Here is a 19,784-nt window from a genome sequence, read left to right as displayed (position 1 = left end):
TATTTATAAAAAGGAAAAGAGCGACTATTTACCAACCAAATAAAATGAGAAAAAACTACTTTCTGTCACCCTTTGTCCAATTTATATAAATATTAACTCGTTATTAGATTGTGTGTTTTCTAAAATAACGTCTTCAATTATGTCTTCAATATTGCTTGTATAATTTACAGGTATAATTCTGTTAAATAAAACCCACATTTCTATTAAATTGAAATCTAAGTTTTTAGCTGTTAATACGCCCATTTTTTTTAACGCGAAGGCGTTGCATTCTTGTTCAATTTGTTTTTTGATAGGAATTACAAATAATTTCTTTTTCAAGAATAACGTTTCGGCAGGTAATTCAAATCCTGCATTACATAATACGCCGGCACTATTTGCTATTGATTTTAAAAATTCATTTTCATCAATTGGAAATACAGTGCAATTATTTGCCGTGTACGATGCCGTGGCAGTTTTTGAAAATATAATCCAATTGGCAGATGTTTTTTTCAATTCTTTAATAATTTTTATATCTGAAAACGACGGCAAATACACCACATAATGCCCGGCATTTGAGGTTTTTAAGTCGCTTATTTTTTTTCTTATTACTGGTCTGAAAATATGTTCGTTGTATTCTTCAAAGTGAAAACCATATTTTTTAACAACCGGAGCGTAATTTTTAAAAATTTTCCAACTCAACCATTTTATTTTTTTAGGTTTTGGCGTTTCATTAAAAAACAAAGATGATTGATGTGATAACGCCACAATATTTCCACCTTTAAATTTGCAAGCCCAAGCTGAAATGGGTTCGTAATCGTTTATAATTAAATCGAATTTATGTACGTTTAATTTTAAGACTTGATATATAAATTGAGCGTAATTGTTTTTAAATAACGTTTTCAAAAAAGAAACATTTCCGTTACTTCCATAAAATAATGAAATACCTTTAAAATCCAAAGCTACAGGAAAGCCCAATTGAATTTGCGATTGACTTCCACTTGTTAAAACAGTAACATCTCCATATTTTTCTAATAGTGGAATAATTTCTTGAGCTCTTGCTAAATGACCATTTCCAGTTTTTTGTACGGCATATAATATTTTCATATGTTCTTAGTTAAATGAAATTACTTCTTTAATTAATTCATCTATATTTTTCAAATCTACATCTTGGTGCTCTGAATCCAATTCTTCTTTAAAATCGTATTTGTTGTAAGTGTATATACTCCAGTTTTTGTTGTGATATTCTAAAGCGGTTAAGTTTTCAATCCAATCACCACTGTTTAAATACACACAATTCCCGTTTTTACTTTCTACTTCTCGTATTTGAGGTTGATGAATGTGGCCACAAATTACATAGTCAAATTCATTTTTTATGGCTAATTCTGTGGCAGCGTTTTCAAAATCTCCAATAAATTTAATAGCATTTTTAACGTTGTTTTTTATTTTTTTAGAAAACGAATATTTTTCTTTTCCTAATTGCGTTAAAAACCAATTGGTTAATACATTTAAACGAATTAAAAAATCATAACCAATACCGCCTAATTTGGCAATCCATTTTGAATGTTGTACAGAAGCATCAAAAACATCACCGTGAAAAAACCAGGCTTTTTTACCATCTAGAGTCATTATTTTTTTATTCGTCAATTCAATATTTCCGAAAGAAGTATCGGCAAATCGACGTAAAAATTCATCGTGATTTCCTAAAATATATACGACTTCAGTCCCTTTTGAGGCCAAATCAATAATTTTTTTAATCACTTTTAAATGGTATTTTGGAAAATAACTTTTGCTAAATTGCCAAATATCAATAAAATCACCATTAATGATTAATGTTTTTGGAGAAACAGATTTCAAATAAGTAAAAAGTTCTTTTGCTTGACAGCCATATGTTCCTAAATGGGTATCGGAAATAACTACAACATCAACATCTCTTGCCATAATACGGTTCAGTATTGTTTTGGCAAAGTAACAGTTTGTTTGTTAAGTAAATACTATTAGAAAATTAAGAAATCGCTATAAATCACACCACAACGTTTGTCACCCTGAAAGTATCTGACATAACGCTATGCAATTCAACTAAGAAGAGATGCTTTCAGCATGATAAAATAGGTGTAAATAATTCGACAAATCACAAACACGACGACGTTTGTCACCCTGAAAGGGTCTCGCGTGAAGTTTTTGGTTTTTTACTGCGTTACAATTTGCAATGTTTCGCGGCTAATTTGTTTTACTAAAACGTTCTTGTCTTTTTCAATTACTTCTGCTGAAATGGCATCAAAATGACGAATGGTGTATAAAGAAACGTTTTCATTATAAGAAACTTTGAATTTTTTTGATAAAATGGTTTTCAAATCTTTAAATTTATCAAAGGTGTCTTCAATGCAAACGGAAAAACTAATAGCTGTATTTTGAATTAAACTCACTTTAATTTTATGTTTATGAAATAAAGCGAAAATTTCACTAATATTTTCTTCCATTATAAATGAAAAATCAATTGAGGAAAGCGATACTAAAATTTGATTTTTCTTTACAATAAAACAAGATGTTTTAGGTTCTAAATCTACGCCAGTTCCTACTTTTGTCCCAGGTAATGTAGGGTTTAGAAATGATTTTACATACAACGGAATTTCTTTTTTCTGTAAAGGTTGTAAGGTTTTTGGATGTATTACACTTGCGCCATAAAAGGCCAATTCAATTGCTTCTCTGTACGAAATTTGATTCAGCAACACCGCATTTTCAAAATACCTTGGATCGGCATTTAAAACACCTGGAACGTCTTTCCAAATGGTTACACTTTCAGCACCTAAGCAGTAAGCAAAAATGGCAGCCGTATAATCAGATCCTTCACGACCTAACGTAGTAGTAAAGTTATTTTCATCTGCACCAATAAAACCTTGGGTAATAAATAACGATTTTTTTCTATTTATTTTAGAAATCAATTTTTGAGTGTATTCCCAATTTACATTGGCATCTCTGTAATTCGCATCCGTTTTAATGTAGTGACGCACATCTAACCACTGGTTTGTAATTCCTGCAGCATTTAAATAATGACTCACAATAGTGGTAGAAACCATTTCTCCAATACTAATAATTTGATCGTACACAAAAGGATAATTTGGCGATTTATTGCTTCTAACAAAATATTCTAAATCATCAAAATGCGTGTTTACATCAAAAAATACTTCGTGCTCCTCATCGTCAAATAAATCTAATAAAATTTGATTGTGATATTTTCTGATGTCTTGTAAAGAAGCATATAATTCGTTCGACTTTTCAAAGTAATTTTTAATTACTACTTCAAGTGCATTTGTAGTCTTTCCCATAGCGGAAATCACTAACATTACATCTTCGTAACCAACGGTTTGTAATACATTTAATACGTTTTTTATTCCTGCAGCATCTTTTACAGAAGCGCCCCCAAATTTAAATATTTTCATAACTTATCAATTACAATATTAAAATTTCAAATCCCAATTGGTTATTGAATTTTAATGAGTTGTTTTTTCTATATTATTTATAAATGTGTCAATTCCTATTTCATCCATATGAACCACGCGCCAATCATTTAAAACAGTTGCCCCGCTTTTTTTGTAAAATTCAATAGCAGGTGTGTTCCAATCTAACACGTTCCATTCTATTCTTCTTACGTTATCTTTTTTGCCTTGTTTTATAATTTCGGTGTATAATGCAAATCCAGCGCCAGTTCCTCTGTTTTTTTCTTTAACTATTAAATCTTCTAAATGAATGGTTTTTCCCTTCCAAGTTGAAAATCGATAATAATACAAAGCTACACCAATAATTTCATTTTGCACTTCTGCTACAAAAGTATAAAATAAAGGATTTTCAGAAAAGCCATCTCGGACTAAATCTTCTATAGTTACAACCACTGCATTCGGTTCTTTTTCAAAAATAGCTAATTCTGTAATTAAAGCCAAAACTTCTGGCATATCTTCTGGTATTCCTTTTCTTATAATCATTTTTTCTTGAAGCTATTTCCTGCTTTCCACTATATCTTTTTATTTTATGTTGCCTTCGAGAACCTCAGTCAACATAAAATAAAAAGGATGCCGTTGCAATCAGGGCTATTTTACATCCGTTTTTTCAATACATTCTTCTGCAAAAATACATATACACAAACAACTTTCTAAATTAATTTCGCATTATCACAAAAATAACGATATTTGCACAACAATTCTACTCAATCGATTTCGTAATGGAACAAAGCAACAAAACCTTAGGTGAATACATCATCGAAAATCAAAATGCATTTCAATATTCGTCTGGCGAATTATCCCGAATTATCAACTCCATCCGTTTAGCGGCAAAAGTAGTCAACTACAAAGTAAACAAAGCAGGTTTAGTGGATATTGTAGGTGCCGCTGGAGATCAAAACATTCAAGGTGAAGACCAACAAAAACTGGATGTTTATGCCAATGAAGTTTTTATTCAAACATTAATAAACCGAGAAATTGTTTGCGGTATAGCTTCCGAAGAAAACGACGATTTTATAACGGTTGCAGGTTCAGATAAAAGTCATAATAACAAATATGTGGTATTAATGGATCCGCTTGACGGCTCTTCAAATATTGATGTGAACGTATCTGTTGGAACAATTTTTTCAGTTTACAGAAGAATTACGCCAGTTGGAACGCCAGTAACTTTAGAAGATTTTTTACAACCAGGAATAAATCAAGTAGCGGCTGGGTATGTTATTTATGGTACGTCAACTATGTTGGTGTACACAACCGGTTGTGGCGTTAACGGATTTACCTTAAACCCAGCTATCGGAACATTTTATTTGTCGCATCCCAATATGAAATTTCCTGAAAATGGAAGTATTTATTCTATAAACGAAGGAAATTATGTGCATTTTCCTCAAGGGGTTAAAAATTACATAAAATATTGCCAATTAGAAGAAAACGATCGACCATATACCTCAAGATATATAGGAAGTTTAGTATCTGATTTTCATAGAAATATGATTAAAGGAGGCATTTATATTTATCCAACCAGTTCTAAATCCCCTAAAGGAAAATTACGTTTGTTATACGAATGCAATCCAATGGCATTTATTGCCGAACAAGCAGGAGGAAAGTCTTCTGACGGATTTGGTAGAACTATGGAAATTATCCCAACCGAATTGCATCAACGCGTGCCGTTTTTCTGCGGGGTAAAAAGTATGGTGGAAAAAGCCGAAGAATTTATGGAACAAGCAAAATAAAAATACAAAGCGACAGAAATGTCGCTTTTTTATTTCCTAAAAATTCTGTAAGTTTGAAAAACCTTTTAAATGAAATGGTATGCAAGAATTTTTAATATATTTTAATATGGGATTAAAGCACGTGTTAGATATCACGGCTTATGACCATGTCGTTTTTCTAATTGCTTTACTAATTCCGTACACGTTTAAAGATTGGAAACGCGTGTTTTTATTAGTAAGTTTGTTTACTTTAGGGCATACTTTTGCATTAATTTTATCTGTTTTTGGGGTGGTTTCTATTTCGGTAACTGTTGTAGAATTCCTTATTCCAATTACTATTTTAATCACTGCTTTATATCATTTGTTTACAGCTAGCAAATCGGCAAAAAAAGACACTATTTCTTTTGCAGCTATGGTAACAGTGTGTTTCGGATTAATTCACGGACTTGGATTTTCAAATTATTTTAATACCATAATGGTAGGTTCTGGAATGACTAAGTTAGTTCCTTTATTAGAATTTGCTTTAGGAATTGAGGCCGCTCAACTAATAGTGGTTCTTGCCGTATTGCTTATTGCCTATATTCTTCAAACTTTTTTCCGTTTTTCAAAAAGAGATTGGGCTTTGGTATTGTCAGGATGTATAATTGGTGTAGTTTTGCCAATGATATTACAAAGCGAAATTTTTAAATAGAAGTTATTTTCACAGAGCTACACAAAGAGTTTGCAGAGTAACACAAAATTAGTATTAATTCCATATAATATGTTCTAAAAGTATTAACAAATAAATACTTTGCGAACCTTAGCGAGAAACTTTGCGTTTCTTTGCGGTAAATTTAACAATGAAAGAAAAGAAAAAATTAAAATACGATTTAGCCTATTTGCGCATTGCAACCGAATGGGGAAAGTTATCTTATTGCAAACGCAAACAAGTAGGGGCTATTATTGTTAGAGATAAAATGATTATTTCTGACGGCTATAATGGTACACCAAGTGGCTTTGAAAATTGTTGTGAAGATGAAGAAAACCTAACAAAGTGGTACGTACTTCACGCTGAGGCAAATGCTATATTAAAAGTGGCGCGTTCTACACAATCTTGTGAAGGAGCTACACTTTATATCACCCTTTCACCATGTAAAGAATGTAGCAAATTAATTCATCAATCCGGTATAAAACGCGTGGTGTATTTAAATGAATACAAAGACACTTCAGGTGTAGATTTTTTAAGAAAAGCCGGTGTAGACGCGGAACATTTACAAGTAGTTAATGAGTAAACATCAAAATAAATTTTATATTTATATACCTATAATCATCGCCTTATCATTTGCGGGTGGAATGTTATTGGGAAGTAAATTAGATGTTTTACAACAAACCAACTTAGGTTCAAAATCTGCAGGAAAATTAAAGCTTAATAAATTACTTGATTTTATTGATAAAGAATATGTAGATGAAGTAAATACCGATTCTATTGTAGATTTAACAGTTTCCGGAATTCTAGAAAATCTCGACCCACATTCAATTTACATTCCAAAAGAACAATTGGCAGCTGTAAATGAAAGTATGGAAGGGAATTTTGTAGGCATTGGCGTAAATTTTTATATGTATAAAGACACGTTAACGGTTATTAAACCCATTCCAAACGGCCCTTCTGCAAAAGCGGGAATACAATCAGGGGATAGAATTTTATTTGCCAATAACAAGCAACTTTTCAATAAAAAATACCAATCAGAAAATTTATTTCCTATTTTAAAAGGCGAAATTGATACGCCTGTTAATTTGGTAGTGTATAGAAAATCTGAAAATAAAAAATTTAAAGTAACTGTTGTTAGAAATTTAATTCCAGTAAAAAGTATAGATGTTGCCACAAAAATTAACGATAAAACAGGTTATATTAAAGTAAATCGATTTGCCGAAACTACATATAGTGAATTTCATAACGCTTTAGTTTCTTTAAAAAAGCAAGAAATTACAGAGGTAATTATAGATTTAAGAGAAAATGGTGGCGGTTACTTAGAAATGGCTGTTGCAATGGCCGATGAATTCTTAAAAGACAAGCAAGTAATCGTTAAAACAAAAAATAAAAAAGGAAATGTAGATGTGTCTTACGCTACTTCAAAAGGTATTTTTGAAACAGGCCGTGTGTACGTTTTAATAGATGAAAATAGTGCCTCGGCAAGTGAAATTTTCGCAGGTGCCATTCAGGATAACGACAGAGGAACTATAATTGGACGTCGTTCTTTCGGAAAAGGATTGGTGCAACGCGAAATGAAAATGAATGATGGTTCTGCGGTACGATTAACCATTGCAAGATATTATACACCTTCAGGCAGAAGTATTCAAAAACCTTATGAAGACAAAGGCGAAAAGTATTTTAACGAATTTGAAAAGCGTTTTTTAAGTGGCGAATTATACGAAGCAGATAGCATTAAAGTAGCCGATAGTTTAAAATTTAAAACCAAAAAAGGCAGAATTGTATATGGCGGCGGCGGAATTATCCCTGATGTATTTGTACCGATTGAAAAAAATCATAATAAAGAAGGTTTAGAATTACTTTTGCAATCGGAAATAATGAGCTATTATGCCTTTGAAAAATTAGATGAAAATCGAGCATTTTTCAGTAAAATGAATGCAGCACAGTTAAAAAACGAATTGTTTAAAAAGGACAAATATTTTAATCAATTTAAAGAGTATATTACTTCAAATGGCTTGCTTTTTAATATATCCAATCAAAAGGAACAAGTGCTAACGTATTTATATGCTGAATTTTCAAAACAATTATTTAACGACACTTCGTATTACCAAATTGTACTTCCAAAAGACAAAATGATTACTAAAGTTTTAGAAAAGCAGAAATAACAATTTATTCCTTCACAGCATCGTGAATCTGAACTGGTTTCCCATCATTCCATAAAGTCAAAACATCTGTAGCAGCACTTGCGCCACTTCCAGCAGCAATTACAAGTTGACTTCTATGGCCAGCTAAAGTTCCGATAGCATAAATACCTTCTGTTACCAAATGATCATTATTTTCTAACTGAATTCTGTTTTTCTCTGGAGACGCTTTTTTGTGTGGAATAATGTAGTTTTCCAAACCTTCAATTGTAAACGGATTTACAGCGCCAATTCCAATCATAACTAATTTCGATTGGTAATTATTTTTATTTGTAGTGACTTTGAAATTACCTGACTCACCAGAAATTTTCAAAACTTTCTCGTTTTCAATTTGTGTAATATGCGGATAATTTTCAGATAAATGGGTTATGCTTTCCTCTAACAATTCGCTACCTAATTTTCCTGAAGAAATTCCGTAAGCATTATTAAAAATAGCTTTTTGTAACGAAGAATTTTTCTGATGTGCAATAATGCCAATTTTTTTATCCACCATAAATGATTTCTCTTTAGCTGAACCAAAAATTAATGCAGCTGAAACTCCAGCAACACCGCCACCTATTATTAAAACATCAAACATATTATTTTGTTTGTTCTACTACTTTTCTAGCCACCATAAATAGTGTTACGATAAGAACAGCGCAAAACGAGGCGATAATTCCAATTAATGCGATGGTGCTTTCACCTTCAAATGGTTTTTCAAAATCAATTTTTGTAGCATTAAAAATAATTGTGATTATTGATAATGCGATAATAATGTAACTAAATATTTTCATTTTTCATTTTTTTAGTTGCTTGAGGATCTCTACGGCAACGATTTATTTAAATTATACAAACAATCCTTTAACGTTAGCGGCAAATAACTTAATTGAAATGGCTAACAAAATAACACCAAAAACTTTTCGTATTATTCCTAAACCATTTACACCTAATAATTTTTCAATTTTACCGGAAGATTTTAAAACACCATACACTAAAATAACGTTAATTAAAATAGCAATAATGATATTAATTTTATCATAAACGGCTCGTAAAGATAATAAAGTCGTCATAGTTCCAGCACCTGCAATTAATGGAAAGGCAATAGGAACTATGGAAGCAGTAGTTGGGTTATCTTCTTTATATAATCGTACACCTAAAATCATTTCTAATGCTAAGAAAAAAAGCACAAACGATCCTGCAACAGCAAACGAGTTGGCGTCAATACCAATTAATTTTAAAATTTCTTCTCCCACAAATAAAAAAGCAATCATAATAATAGCTGAAACTATAGTTGCCTTTTCTGATTGTATATGTCCAATTTTACTTCGTAAATCTACAATAATAGGAATACTCCCTAAAATATCAATTACAGCAAATAATATCATCGATATGGTAAAAACTTCTTTCCAGTCAATCATAAAATGTTTTTTGCAAAGATACGGATTAAGTTCTATTGGCGTGTTTTCAAATTGAAATTTGCCGTATTTAATTCCTATCTTTGCGCTTTAAATAAAATAAGTATGTTTCAACTTCAAAAAACCATTGTTTCTGAAGAAATTTTAGAAAAAGATTTTGTTTGTAATTTATCTGCTTGCAAAGGCGCGTGTTGTGTAGATGGCGATGCGGGTGCTCCTTTAACCCAAGAAGAGACTCAAATTTTAGCAGCTATTTATCCGAAAGTGAAACCATTTTTACGAAAAGAAGGTATTGCCGCTATTGAAGCACAAGGAACGCACGTTATCGGATCGGATGGCGAATTAGAAACTACATTAATTGATGGGAAAGATTGCGCGTATGTAATTTTCGACAATAAAACCGCACTTTGTGGGATCGAACAAGCTTATAATCAAGGAGAAGTAAGTTGGAAAAAACCAGTATCTTGTCATTTATACCCAGTTCGAGTAAAAGAATATTCCGATTTTTCAGCGGTAAATTATCATAAATGGCATATTTGCTCAGATGCTTGCGCTTTAGGAGCAGAATTACAAGTTCCTGTTTATAAATTTGTAAAAGAAGCCTTGGTTCGAAAATTTGGAATCGATTGGTACGAAGAATTAGAAAAAGTAGCCGAAGATTTAAAAAAATAGACCTCAAAAAAACACCTCAAAAAATCGTGTTAGTAGTTGTGTTTTCAGCTGATTAACCCGATTTTTTTATTTTGTTTAACGTTATTTAATATATTGATAATCAAATAATTATAAAAATATTTTTAATTTTTGTAATAATGTATGATTGTTAAAAACTTAGTCAAATTGTGAATAAGTTTGACTTTTATTATTCAATTGATTTATTGAAATTTGTAGAGTTAAAAATATAGAGAATGTATCTCGCTTAAAATTATAAAATCAATTACTTATGTCAATCGTTGAGCCAATTTTACAAGAAAACAAAAACAGATTTGTAATTTTTCCTATCAAACACCACGATATTTGGGAATGGTATAAAAAAATGGAAGCCAGTTTTTGGACAGCTGAAGAAATTGATTTGTCTCAAGATTTAAATGATTGGAATAATAAGTTGTCTGCTGATGAAAAATACTTCATCAAACACATTTTAGCATTTTTTGCTGCTTCTGACGGAATTGTAAATGAAAATTTAGCTGAAAATTTCGTAAATGAAGTGCAATATGCAGAAGCTAAATTTTTCTATGGTTTTCAAATTATGATGGAAAACATCCATTCTGAAACCTATTCGCTTTTAATTGATACTTACGTAAAAGATGAAGCTGAGAAAAATGAATTATTTAACGCTTTAGATGTGTTTCCTGCAATCAAGAAAAAAGCAGATTGGGCTTTAAAATGGATCGAATCGGATTCTTTTGCAGAACGTTTGATAGCGTTTGCAGCTGTAGAAGGAATTTTCTTCTCGGGAGCATTTTGTTCTATTTACTGGTTGAAAAAACGTGGATTGATGCCAGGTTTAACCTTTTCTAACGAATTAATTTCTCGTGACGAAGGCGTACATTGCGATTTTGCCGTACACTTACACAACCATCATTTAGTAAACAAAGTTTCAAAAGATCGTATCCGAACCATTATTGTTGATGCGTTAAATATCGAAAGAGAATTTATTACAGAATCGTTACCTGTTTCATTAATTGGAATGAATGCTGGATTAATGACGCAATATTTAGAATTTGTAGCAGATAGATTATTAGTAGAATTAGGATGCGATAGAGAGTACAATACCTCAAATCCATTTGATTTTATGGATATGATTTCGTTACAAGGAAAAACAAATTTCTTTGAGAAAAAAGTAGCTGAATACCAAAAAGCAGGTGTTATGAATACAGATACTGAAGCTCAAAAAATTACTTTTGACGCTGATTTTTAAAAGAAAAACTTACAATACAGATTTCCCCAAATCCTGCTATTCACTTTTCCTAAAACGTAAGTTGCTTTTGTTCTTAAAAAGCGACAAGCCCTACTTACTGGCTAAAAAATAAGTATTACAAATAACCCGAATCAGTAAAGGGATTTGCTGTTTCAAAAAAACAAAAACTATGTACGTAATTAAAAGAGATGGCCACAAAGAGCCAGTAAGTTTCGACAAAATCACAGACAGAATTAAAAAACTGTGTTATGGTTTAAACGATTTAGTAGACGCTGTAAAAGTAGCTATGCGAGTTATTGAAGGATTGTACGACGGGGTAACTACTTCAGAATTAGATAACTTAGCAGCTGAAACGGCCGCTTCAATGACAATTGCTCACCCTGATTACGCACAATTGGCAGCTCGTATCGCCATTTCTAATTTACATAAAAATACCAACAAATCCTTCTCGGAAACGATGAGCGAAATGTATCATTATGTAAATCCAAGAACCAATCAAGCAGCGCCTCTTTTATCAGAAGAAGTACATAAAGTAATTCAAGAAAACGCAGAATTTTTAAATTCTCATATCATATATAACAGAGATTTTAACTACGATTATTTCGGATTTAAAACTTTGGAACGTTCGTATTTATTAAAAATTAACGGAAAAATTGTTGAGCGTCCGCAGCATATGTTGATGCGTGTTTCAGTAGGAATTCACTTAAATGATTTACCAGCAGTGTTGGAAACCTACGACTTAATGTCGAAAAAATTCTTCACACACGCTACACCAACATTATTTAATGCAGGTACGCCAAAACCACAAATGTCATCTTGTTTCCTTTTAGCAATGCAAGACGACAGTATTGATGGTATTTACGACACGCTAAAACAAACCGCAAAAATATCTCAATCTGCTGGTGGAATTGGATTATCAATTCATAACGTACGTGCCACAGGTTCATATATTCGAGGGACTAACGGAACCTCTAACGGAATTGTTCCTATGTTACGTGTGTTTAATGATACTGCGCGTTACGTAGATCAAGGTGGTGGAAAACGTAAAGGAAGTTTCGCCATTTACATCGAAACTTGGCACGCTGATATTTTTGATTTCTTAGACTTGAAGAAGAATACAGGTAAAGAAGAAATGCGTGCTCGTGATTTGTTTTTCGCTATGTGGACGTCAGATTTATTTATGAAACGTGTTCAAGAAGATGGACTTTGGACGTTAATGTGTCCAAATGAATGTCCTGGTTTATATGATGTGCATGGTGAAGAATTTGAAGCACTTTACACGTCGTATGAAGCGGCAGGAAAAGGTAGAAAAACCATCAAAGCACATGAGTTATGGGAAAAAATTCTAGAATCGCAAATTGAAACTGGAACACCATATATGTTGTACAAGGATGCAGCAAATAGAAAATCAAATCAGAAAAATTTAGGTACCATTCGTTCTTCGAATTTATGTACCGAAATTATGGAATTTACTTCCAAAGATGAAATTGCTGTTTGTAATTTAGCCTCACTTTCATTACCTATGTTTGTTGAAAATGGAGCATTTAATCACGAATTATTTTATACCGTTACCAAACGTGTTACTCGAAACTTAAATAAAGTAATTGATAGGAATTATTATCCAGTTGTTGAAGGAGAAAATTCAAATAAGCGTCATCGTCCAATCGGATTGGGTGTACAAGGTTTAGCCGATGCGTTTATTATGTTACGATTACCTTTTACAAGTGATGAAGCAAAAACATTAAATCAAGAAATCTTTGAAACTATGTATTTTGCAGCAGTTACTGCTTCTATGGAAATGGCAAAAGAAGAAGGACCGTATTCCAGCTTTGAGGGTTCTCCAATTTCTCAAGGAGAATTTCAACATAACTTATGGGGAATTCAAGATTCAGATTTATCTGGACGTTGGGATTGGGCGAGTTTAAGAAAAGAAGTAATGGAATTTGGAGTACGTAACTCATTGTTAGTAGCACCAATGCCTACGGCTTCTACTTCTCAAATTTTAGGAAATAACGAAGCATTTGAACCGTATACTTCAAACATTTATACACGTAGAGTGTTGTCTGGAGAGTTTATAGTAGTAAACAAACATTTACTGGAAGATTTAGTAAAATTAGGCTTGTGGACAGAAGATTTAAAACAAGAATTAATGCGTGAAAACGGATCCGTTCAAAATTTAAATATCCCTCAAGATTTAAAAGAATTATACAAAACGGTTTGGGAAATGTCTATGAAAGACATTATTGATATGTCGCGTCACCGTGGGTATTTCGTAGATCAATCGCAGTCGTTAAACTTATTTATGCAAAATGCGAATTATGCAAAATTAACGTCAATGCACTTTTATGCTTGGCAATCAGGTTTAAAAACAGGAATGTATTATTTAAGAACAAAAGCAGCTGTTGATGCGATTAAATTTACTTTAAACAACGATAAAAAAGCAGAACCGATACAAAACATTCAACCAAAAGAACAATTGGAAGTAGTGCAAGCGGTAGAGCCAGTAAATGAAACTATGTCTGCTGAAGAATACCGAGCTATGATTGAATTGGCCAAAAATGCTGGTCCAGACGATTGCGAAATGTGTGGTTCATAAGTAGAAAAACATAAATTATATTATATAAAACAGGCATTATTTTTAATGCCTGTTTTTTTATACCTTTGAAAAAAATAAAATCATGGCAAAAGAAAAAGGAGTTTATACAGGATTAATTGAACAAGACGCTGACGGAAATTTTTTCTGTGGGCCGTATATGTTAGATTATAAATTAGTGGTTTCAAAGTTTAAAATTGGCGATGAGGTTAATTTGAAAACCGTTATAGAAAATCCAAGCGATAAAAGTTATGATAAGTATCCAAAAAAATCAAGTTTGTTTTTCTTATCTAATTTAAAAGAGTAAATTTAAAATCCTTCAATACGAAGGATTTTTTTATTTCTAAATTCCTATCTTCGTATTTTTAAAACCGATTGCAATGATGAAATGGGAACAACTTTTGTCTTTAAAACGACAAGGCGACACGAGTAAAAGATTACGAAAAGAACAAGACGATACCCGTTTAGGTTTTGAAGTAGATTACGATAGAATTATTTTTTCTTCAGAATTTCGTTTGCTTCAAGACAAAACACAAGTAATTCCGCTTTCTAAAACAGATTTTGTGCATACGCGTTTGACACATAGTTTGGAAGTTTCTGTTGTTGGTCGTTCTATAGGAAGATTGGTTGGGAAAAAAATTTTAGAAAAATACCCACATTTACAAGAAATTCACGGCTATCAATTAAATGATTTTGGAGCTATTGTTGCTGCGGCTTGTTTGTCGCACGATATTGGAAATCCGCCCTTTGGACATTCTGGAGAAAAAGCAATTGGAGAATATTTTTCTTCAGGAAGTGGACAGAAATACAAGTCGGATGTAACTGAAAAAGAATGGCAAGATATTATTGATTTTGAAGGAAATGCAAATGGTTTCTCTATTTTAACATCAAACAGAGAAGGAGTAGAGGGCGCTTTGCGATTATCTTATGCTACTTTAGGAACGTTTATGAAATATCCGAAAGAAAGTTTGCCCAAAAAGCCAACTTCAAACATTTGCGATAAAAAATACGGTTTTTTTCAACAAGACAAACAATTCTTTCAAGAAGTAGCCTCAGAATTAGGTATGATTTCGAACAAATCGAATCCTGATGTAGGCTATTTTCGTCATCCTTTAGCCTTTATAGTTGAAGCGGCTGATGATATTTGCTACACAATTATTGATTTTGAAGATGGCATAAAATTAGGATTAATTAATGAAGACTTCGCTTTAGAATATTTAATAAAATTGGTTCAAAAATCTATCGATTCTAAAAAATACAACGAACTTCAAACCAAAGAAGACCGCATTAGTTACCTACGCGCATTAGCTATTGGAAGCTTAATAAATGATGCGGTTTCTGTATTTATGGATAATGAAACTGCCATATTAAAAGGAGAATTTTCAGTTTCTTTAATGGATAAAAGCCAGTATAAAGCCCAAATTTCAGACATTATTAATATTAGCGTCAAAAATATTTATCAATCAAAAGAAGTAATTGAAAAAGAAATCATTGGATATAAAGTTATTCATACGCTTTTAGATGTTTTTATTCAAGCATATATTCAAACTTCAACTAATTCTGGTACAAATTTTGATAAATTAATAATGAATATCCTTCCAGAAAAATACAAAGGAAATAAAGAAACAATGTATGATAAATTATTAAATATTTGTCAGTTTGTTTCCTTGTTAACAGATGGAAAAGCTATTGAAATTTATAAAATTATCAATGCAACTAAAATATAATTGAACAAAATAAAAAAGAATATTAATTTTTTTGTGTTTTACTCATTTATAGATTAATTTTGAGTTTTATTATATAACCCAAACTGTTTATGAAAAAGCACTTACTAGTAGTTATTGGAATTTCTTTATTTAATTTTATCAGTTGTACTGAATCAAAAATACTTAACTCAAAAGTTAAAAAAGAAGTATCTGTAAGAAATACTGCATTTAAAAAATCTAATGATTATTCAACTTTACCGAAAACTAATACAAATTCAGTTGAGAATTTACAGCTAGTTCCAGTAAAACCAATTTCTAAATTTGATGAATTACGAGCATTACATGCATGTTATTTATCTGAAAGCCCATATAAAGAAACCCTTAAAAAAACAAAAATTGAGAGACAAGCTTTAGGTCTTCCTCCAAATAAATATTACGAAAGCGATTGGGAAGCTACAATGGATCCATCAATTGGACGACCTACTCCTGAGAAACTTGAACTATTAAGACAAAAACTTGAAAAGCAACGAAATGAAGATTTAACGGCTTTTAGAGCTCCCGGTGATGGAATTGACAATAGCTGGATTGAACGAGGCCCTACTAATGTTGGCGGTAGAACAAGAGCTGTAATTTTTGATCCAAATGACTCAACAAATGAAACTGTTTTTGCCGGAGGTGTAAGTGGAGGAATTTGGAAGAATACAAATATTTCTAATGAAAATTCTGAATGGACTCGTGTGAATATTCCAGATAATTTAAATGTAACTTGTTTAGCTGTTGATCCAAATAATTCAAATATTTTTTATGCGGGAACAGGAGAATCATTTGTGGGCGGAGATGTTACTGGAGATGGATTATGGAAGTCAACAAATGGTGGAAATAATTGGGTAAAAGTACTAGGTGGTGTTTCGGGTCCTACTTATTATCAATCAGGTTCTACTGTTACTGTAAATTCACCTGCAGTAAGTTCCTTTTCTGCTATTGAAACAACTGATTTCGGGGTACCAATTACAACAGCCATAACTTCTAATATTGTTTTGGTAGATGATGGCACTTTACTTCCAAATGAAGGATGTGGACCCTTTATAAATGCTGCATCCATAAATGGTAAAATTGCATTGATAAAAAGAGGAACTTGTCCATTTATTCAAAAATGCACAAGTGCAGTAAATGCCGGTGCTATAGCTGTAATTGTGTATAATAATGTATCTGGAATTCCTGCAGCTATGGGTGGTGTAGATACTTTTGGAACGGTTACAATTCCGTCAGTTGCAATTTCACAACAAGATGGTAATGCTTTAGTTACAGCATTAGAGAATGGCCCAGTTAATGTTACTTTAAATCCATTAAATTCTTCAATTCTAACTGCAAATTTTGTTCCAGGAATTCAGCACATAAATGATGTAGCAATTAGAAATAATGCTGGAAATTCAGAAATATATGTAGCTGCGGCTTCAACACCAACTGCTGGTGCACTTTTAGGAGGTAACGAATATGGTTTATATAAGTCTTCGAATAGCGGTGTTACTTGGACAGAAATTGCTTTACCACTTACAAGCAATGGAAGTAAAACCGCACCAAATGATATTGAGATTACTTCAGGTGGAAAAATGTGGGTAGCCTCAACCAATAATTCACTTTTTGGAATCGGTGGAGGTAGAGTTTTTTCATCTGTTGATGGTGTTACTTTTGAACAAAAATATAGTGTGGCTTCAGGAGAACGAACACAAATTGCTGTTTCAAAAACCAATCCAAATAAAGTATACGTTTTAGCTGAAATTCCGAATTCAGTAGTAATTGCCAAAACAGTAAATAGTTTCGCAACTACTACAAATTTGCCCTTACCAATCGATGCAGATGCCGGAATACCTGCAACAGATTTTACTAGAGGTCAAGCTTTTTACGATTTATTGATTGCCGCTGATCCTGTAAATGATGAAATTATCTATCTAGGTGGAATTGATTTATTTAAATCTACAACGGGTGGTGCATCTTATACCCAATTATCTCATTGGTATGGCGGTTTTGGTTATCAGAATGTTCATGCAGATCAACATGGTTTAGCTTTTGGGAATGGAGCATCTGCTAATACTAAAATAATTTTTGGTAATGATGGAGGTGTATATTATTCTTTAGACGGAGGAACAAATACTAGTTCTAGAAATACCGGATTTAATGTTACTCAGTTTTACAGTTTAGGCGTAGCTCCTACTGGAGCAACCGGTGGAAATTTAGTTAACGACTATTTTGCTGCGGGTGCTCAAGACAATGGCACACAATATTTTCCATCAGTAAGTTCTGGCGCTCAGCAGAGTGTTCAGTCACAAGGTGGCGACGGAGCATTTACAATGTTTGATCAAGGCGCAGATAAATATTATATTTCTAACTATGTGTATAATCAAAGTATTAATAGAAGAACTACAGGTGGCGCGGTTAAAGTAATTAATAATGAATCAACAGTTAACGGTGCATTTATATGTCCAATGACTTTAGACTCAAATTTAAATATTTTATATTCTGATTATACAAATGGTACTACTTTTCAAATAAGAAGATATACAAACGTTGGTTTAACAGGAACTGTTGGAAAAACAACACTAACGAATGCTTTGTTAACAAGTCAGCCCACTGCTTTTGCGGTGTCTAAATATAATGTAACTTCTACAACTTTATTAGTAGGAACCAGAAATGGAAGAGTTTTAAGACTTTCAAATGCAAATACTACAGCAACTTGGACAGATATATCTTCATCAGCTTTTGTAGGAACAATATCAGATATTGAATACGGCACTTCAAATGATGAAATTTTTGTTACCATGAGTAACTATAATGTAACTAGTATTTGGCATACAACAAATGGTACTTCTGCAACACCAACTTGGGTGAATAAAGAAGGAAATTTCCCGGATATTCCTGTAAGATGTATTCTTCAAAATCCATTATTACCCACTACAGAAGTGATTGTAGGTTCGGATTTAGGAGTTTGGTATACAAATAATTTTAATTCAACTACACCAACGTGGTACCAATCTTATAACGGAATGCGTAATGTAAAAGTTACAGATTTGGATTTGAGAAACGATAACGTTGTTTTTGCAGCAACATACGGTAGAGGAGTTTTCTCTGGTACATTTACTAATACAGTTCTTAATAACGACACGTTTACTAACAATAAAAATGTTTCTATATATCCAAATCCAGTTAAAGATAATTTGAATATTAATATTAAAGATTTCTCTGATGAGGTTTCGGTAAAAATTATTGACATTAACGGAAGAGAAGTATTTAACAAGAATATTAATAATTTTAACACATCTAATACGTTAGATCTATCTTCATTTTCTTCAGGAATATATGTTTTAAAATTAAGTGGTGAAGGATTAAATTACACTGAAAAAATTATTATAGAATAATAAAATTTATAAACTAACATAAAAAAAGCCTGTTTATTAAACAGGCTTTTTTAGTTATTATGATTTATACTTTAACGGTAAATACACCACTTTTTTAGTTTCAAAAAATTCTTCTTCAAAAAAATCAGGTAAATTATATAATTGAACCGTTTTATACGCGGCTAATTCTTCTGTTAAATCGCCGCCTTTTAAATATAAAATTCCGTTTTTTAATTCGTGAACAGAATTTTTCTTCGTTTTGTCTTTTGTCCATTTTACAAAATCTGGCATATTGGTTACGGCTCGGCTTACAATAAAGTCGAATTCTTCTTTTACTAATTCGGCTCTTTTTTGTTCCGCTTTTACGTTTTTTAAACCCAATCCTTTTGCTACTTCTTGAACTACTTTTATTTTTTTTGCAATAATGTCAATCAAATAAAATTGTGTTTCAGGAAATAAAATTGCCAACGGAATTCCTGGAAAACCACCACCAGTTCCTACATCCAAAATTGTTGCTCCTGGTTGAAATTGTATCACTTTTGCAATGCCTAAAGAATGCAAAACATGTCTTGAATATAGCTCCTCTATATCTTTTCTTGAAATTACATTTATTTTTGAATTCCAATCTGTATACAAATCGTATAATTTTGTGAATTGTTCAACCTGTAATGGGGTTAAATCGGGGAAATACTTTAATATCAGTTCCAAATTAT

General features: G+C 32.0%; 18 protein-coding genes. 10 read left to right on the top strand and 8 right to left on the bottom strand.

All coding sequences use genetic code 11. The features are described 5' to 3' along the window. Nucleotides 1-81: 81 nt before the first annotated feature. The 4 genes from ACIQ16_RS04745 to ACIQ16_RS04730 form a co-directional block, all read right to left on the bottom strand. Nucleotides 82-1,083 carry a glycosyltransferase family protein gene (locus ACIQ16_RS04745; protein ID WP_396149129.1) on the bottom strand — a complete coding sequence of 334 codons (1,002 nt, stop codon included), beginning with the start codon at nt 1,081-1,083 and terminating at the stop codon, nt 82-84. 6 nt (nt 1,084-1,089) lie between these two features. Further along, a complete protein-coding gene (locus tag ACIQ16_RS04740; RefSeq protein WP_396149127.1) occupies nt 1,090-1,917 on the bottom strand; it encodes a UDP-2,3-diacylglucosamine diphosphatase in 828 nt (275 codons plus the stop codon). A 248-nt stretch (nt 1,918-2,165) separates the two neighbouring features. Further along, a complete protein-coding gene (locus tag ACIQ16_RS04735; RefSeq protein WP_291241768.1) occupies nt 2,166-3,416 on the bottom strand; it encodes an aspartate kinase in 1,251 nt (416 codons plus the stop codon). Between the two features lie 51 nt (nt 3,417-3,467). After that, complete coding sequence (locus tag ACIQ16_RS04730) at nt 3,468-3,956, bottom strand: GNAT family N-acetyltransferase (protein ID WP_396149125.1); 489 nt, start codon at nt 3,954-3,956, stop codon at nt 3,468-3,470. A 236-nt stretch (nt 3,957-4,192) separates the two neighbouring features. On the opposite strand from ACIQ16_RS04730, the gene fbp reads away from it, so the two are divergent. From fbp to ACIQ16_RS04710, 4 genes are all read left to right on the top strand, one after another. Next, entirely contained in the window at nt 4,193-5,200 is a 1,008-nt protein-coding gene (gene fbp / locus ACIQ16_RS04725; RefSeq protein ID WP_396149123.1) for a class 1 fructose-bisphosphatase, read from the top strand. A gap of 79 nt (nt 5,201-5,279) precedes the next feature. Next, nucleotides 5,280-5,870, top strand: a complete 591-nt coding sequence (locus tag ACIQ16_RS04720) for a HupE/UreJ family protein (RefSeq protein WP_396149121.1) — start codon at nt 5,280-5,282, stop codon at nt 5,868-5,870. A 148-nt stretch (nt 5,871-6,018) separates the two neighbouring features. Next, on the top strand, nt 6,019-6,450 hold the full coding sequence (locus ACIQ16_RS04715; protein WP_396149119.1) for a deoxycytidylate deaminase: 432 nt from the start codon (nt 6,019-6,021) through the stop codon (nt 6,448-6,450). Next, nucleotides 6,443-8,032: a S41 family peptidase gene (locus ACIQ16_RS04710; RefSeq protein WP_396149117.1), complete on the top strand. Its 1,590-nt coding sequence runs from the start codon at nt 6,443-6,445 to the stop codon at nt 8,030-8,032. The genes ACIQ16_RS04715 and ACIQ16_RS04710 overlap by 8 nt, the downstream gene beginning before the upstream one ends. A gap of 4 nt (nt 8,033-8,036) precedes the next feature. Here ACIQ16_RS04710 and ACIQ16_RS04705 read toward each other — a convergent pair whose 3' ends face one another. From ACIQ16_RS04705 to ACIQ16_RS04695, 3 genes are read right to left on the bottom strand one after another with little or no spacing between them, the layout of a single operon-like run. Next, on the bottom strand, nt 8,037-8,645 hold the full coding sequence (locus ACIQ16_RS04705) for an FAD-dependent oxidoreductase (protein ID WP_396149115.1): 609 nt from the start codon (nt 8,643-8,645) through the stop codon (nt 8,037-8,039). A 1-nt stretch (nt 8,646) separates the two neighbouring features. Next, the gene (locus ACIQ16_RS04700; protein WP_396149113.1) at nt 8,647-8,841 is read right to left on the bottom strand and encodes a hypothetical protein; all 195 of its coding nucleotides are present in this window, start codon (nt 8,839-8,841) and stop codon (nt 8,647-8,649) included. A gap of 51 nt (nt 8,842-8,892) precedes the next feature. Next, nucleotides 8,893-9,465 (bottom strand): MarC family protein, encoded by a 573-nt coding sequence (locus ACIQ16_RS04695; RefSeq protein WP_396149111.1) that lies wholly within the window; start codon nt 9,463-9,465, stop codon nt 8,893-8,895. A 102-nt stretch (nt 9,466-9,567) separates the two neighbouring features. Between ACIQ16_RS04695 and ACIQ16_RS04690 the strand changes: the two genes are divergently transcribed. The 6 genes from ACIQ16_RS04690 (at nt 9,568) to ACIQ16_RS04665 (ending at nt 19,092) form a co-directional block, all read left to right on the top strand. Beyond that, the gene (locus tag ACIQ16_RS04690) at nt 9,568-10,134 is read left to right on the top strand and encodes a DUF3109 family protein (protein ID WP_396149109.1); all 567 of its coding nucleotides are present in this window, start codon (nt 9,568-9,570) and stop codon (nt 10,132-10,134) included. Between the two features lie 268 nt (nt 10,135-10,402). Then, a complete protein-coding gene (locus tag ACIQ16_RS04685; protein ID WP_353078270.1) occupies nt 10,403-11,380 on the top strand; it encodes a ribonucleotide-diphosphate reductase subunit beta in 978 nt (325 codons plus the stop codon). Nucleotides 11,381-11,549: 169 nt separating this feature from the next. After that, nucleotides 11,550-13,976, top strand: coding sequence for a ribonucleoside-diphosphate reductase subunit alpha (locus tag ACIQ16_RS04680; protein ID WP_396149106.1), 2,427 nt, complete (start codon nt 11,550-11,552; stop codon nt 13,974-13,976). 82 nt (nt 13,977-14,058) lie between these two features. Further along, on the top strand, nt 14,059-14,280 hold the full coding sequence (locus ACIQ16_RS04675; protein WP_291241755.1) for a hypothetical protein: 222 nt from the start codon (nt 14,059-14,061) through the stop codon (nt 14,278-14,280). Between the two features lie 76 nt (nt 14,281-14,356). Continuing rightward, nucleotides 14,357-15,700 carry a deoxyguanosinetriphosphate triphosphohydrolase gene (locus tag ACIQ16_RS04670; RefSeq protein WP_396149155.1) on the top strand — a complete coding sequence of 448 codons (1,344 nt, stop codon included), beginning with the start codon at nt 14,357-14,359 and terminating at the stop codon, nt 15,698-15,700. An 89-nt stretch (nt 15,701-15,789) separates the two neighbouring features. Then, a complete protein-coding gene (locus ACIQ16_RS04665; RefSeq protein WP_396149104.1) occupies nt 15,790-19,092 on the top strand; it encodes a PA domain-containing protein in 3,303 nt (1,100 codons plus the stop codon). Between the two features lie 57 nt (nt 19,093-19,149). Here the strand turns inward: ACIQ16_RS04665 and rsmG are convergent, their stop codons facing one another. Continuing rightward, nucleotides 19,150-19,779, bottom strand: a complete 630-nt coding sequence (gene rsmG, locus ACIQ16_RS04660) for a 16S rRNA (guanine(527)-N(7))-methyltransferase RsmG (protein ID WP_396149153.1) — start codon at nt 19,777-19,779, stop codon at nt 19,150-19,152. Nucleotides 19,780-19,784 lie beyond the last annotated feature (5 nt).

The organism is Flavobacterium sp., from assembly GCF_044360715.1.
GTDB lineage: Bacteria > Bacteroidota > Bacteroidia > Flavobacteriales > Flavobacteriaceae > Flavobacterium.
The sequence above is the reverse complement of the archived record's forward strand: the minus strand, read 5'-3'. Positions and strand labels throughout refer to the sequence as shown.

Excerpts from the sequence above, each read along its gene's own strand:
- ACIQ16_RS04745 (WP_396149129.1), bottom strand. The coding sequence starts at position 1,083 with ATGAAAATATTATATGCCGTACAAAAAACTGGAAATGGTCATTTAGCA.
- ACIQ16_RS04740 (WP_396149127.1), bottom strand. The coding sequence starts at position 1,917 with ATGGCAAGAGATGTTGATGTTGTAGTTATTTCCGATACCCATTTAGGA.
- ACIQ16_RS04735 (WP_291241768.1), bottom strand. The coding sequence starts at position 3,416 with ATGAAAATATTTAAATTTGGGGGCGCTTCTGTAAAAGATGCTGCAGGA.
- ACIQ16_RS04730 (WP_396149125.1), bottom strand. The coding sequence starts at position 3,956 with ATGATTATAAGAAAAGGAATACCAGAAGATATGCCAGAAGTTTTGGCT.
- fbp (WP_396149123.1), top strand. The coding sequence starts at position 4,193 with ATGGAACAAAGCAACAAAACCTTAGGTGAATACATCATCGAAAATCAA.
- ACIQ16_RS04720 (WP_396149121.1), top strand. The coding sequence starts at position 5,280 with ATGCAAGAATTTTTAATATATTTTAATATGGGATTAAAGCACGTGTTA.
- ACIQ16_RS04715 (WP_396149119.1), top strand. The coding sequence starts at position 6,019 with ATGAAAGAAAAGAAAAAATTAAAATACGATTTAGCCTATTTGCGCATT.
- ACIQ16_RS04710 (WP_396149117.1), top strand. The coding sequence starts at position 6,443 with ATGAGTAAACATCAAAATAAATTTTATATTTATATACCTATAATCATC.
- ACIQ16_RS04705 (WP_396149115.1), bottom strand. The coding sequence starts at position 8,645 with ATGTTTGATGTTTTAATAATAGGTGGCGGTGTTGCTGGAGTTTCAGCT.
- ACIQ16_RS04700 (WP_396149113.1), bottom strand. The coding sequence starts at position 8,841 with ATGAAAATATTTAGTTACATTATTATCGCATTATCAATAATCACAATT.
- ACIQ16_RS04695 (WP_396149111.1), bottom strand. The coding sequence starts at position 9,465 with ATGATTGACTGGAAAGAAGTTTTTACCATATCGATGATATTATTTGCT.
- ACIQ16_RS04690 (WP_396149109.1), top strand. The coding sequence starts at position 9,568 with ATGTTTCAACTTCAAAAAACCATTGTTTCTGAAGAAATTTTAGAAAAA.
- ACIQ16_RS04685 (WP_353078270.1), top strand. The coding sequence starts at position 10,403 with ATGTCAATCGTTGAGCCAATTTTACAAGAAAACAAAAACAGATTTGTA.
- ACIQ16_RS04680 (WP_396149106.1), top strand. The coding sequence starts at position 11,550 with ATGTACGTAATTAAAAGAGATGGCCACAAAGAGCCAGTAAGTTTCGAC.
- ACIQ16_RS04675 (WP_291241755.1), top strand. The coding sequence starts at position 14,059 with ATGGCAAAAGAAAAAGGAGTTTATACAGGATTAATTGAACAAGACGCT.
- ACIQ16_RS04670 (WP_396149155.1), top strand. The coding sequence starts at position 14,357 with ATGAAATGGGAACAACTTTTGTCTTTAAAACGACAAGGCGACACGAGT.
- ACIQ16_RS04665 (WP_396149104.1), top strand. The coding sequence starts at position 15,790 with ATGAAAAAGCACTTACTAGTAGTTATTGGAATTTCTTTATTTAATTTT.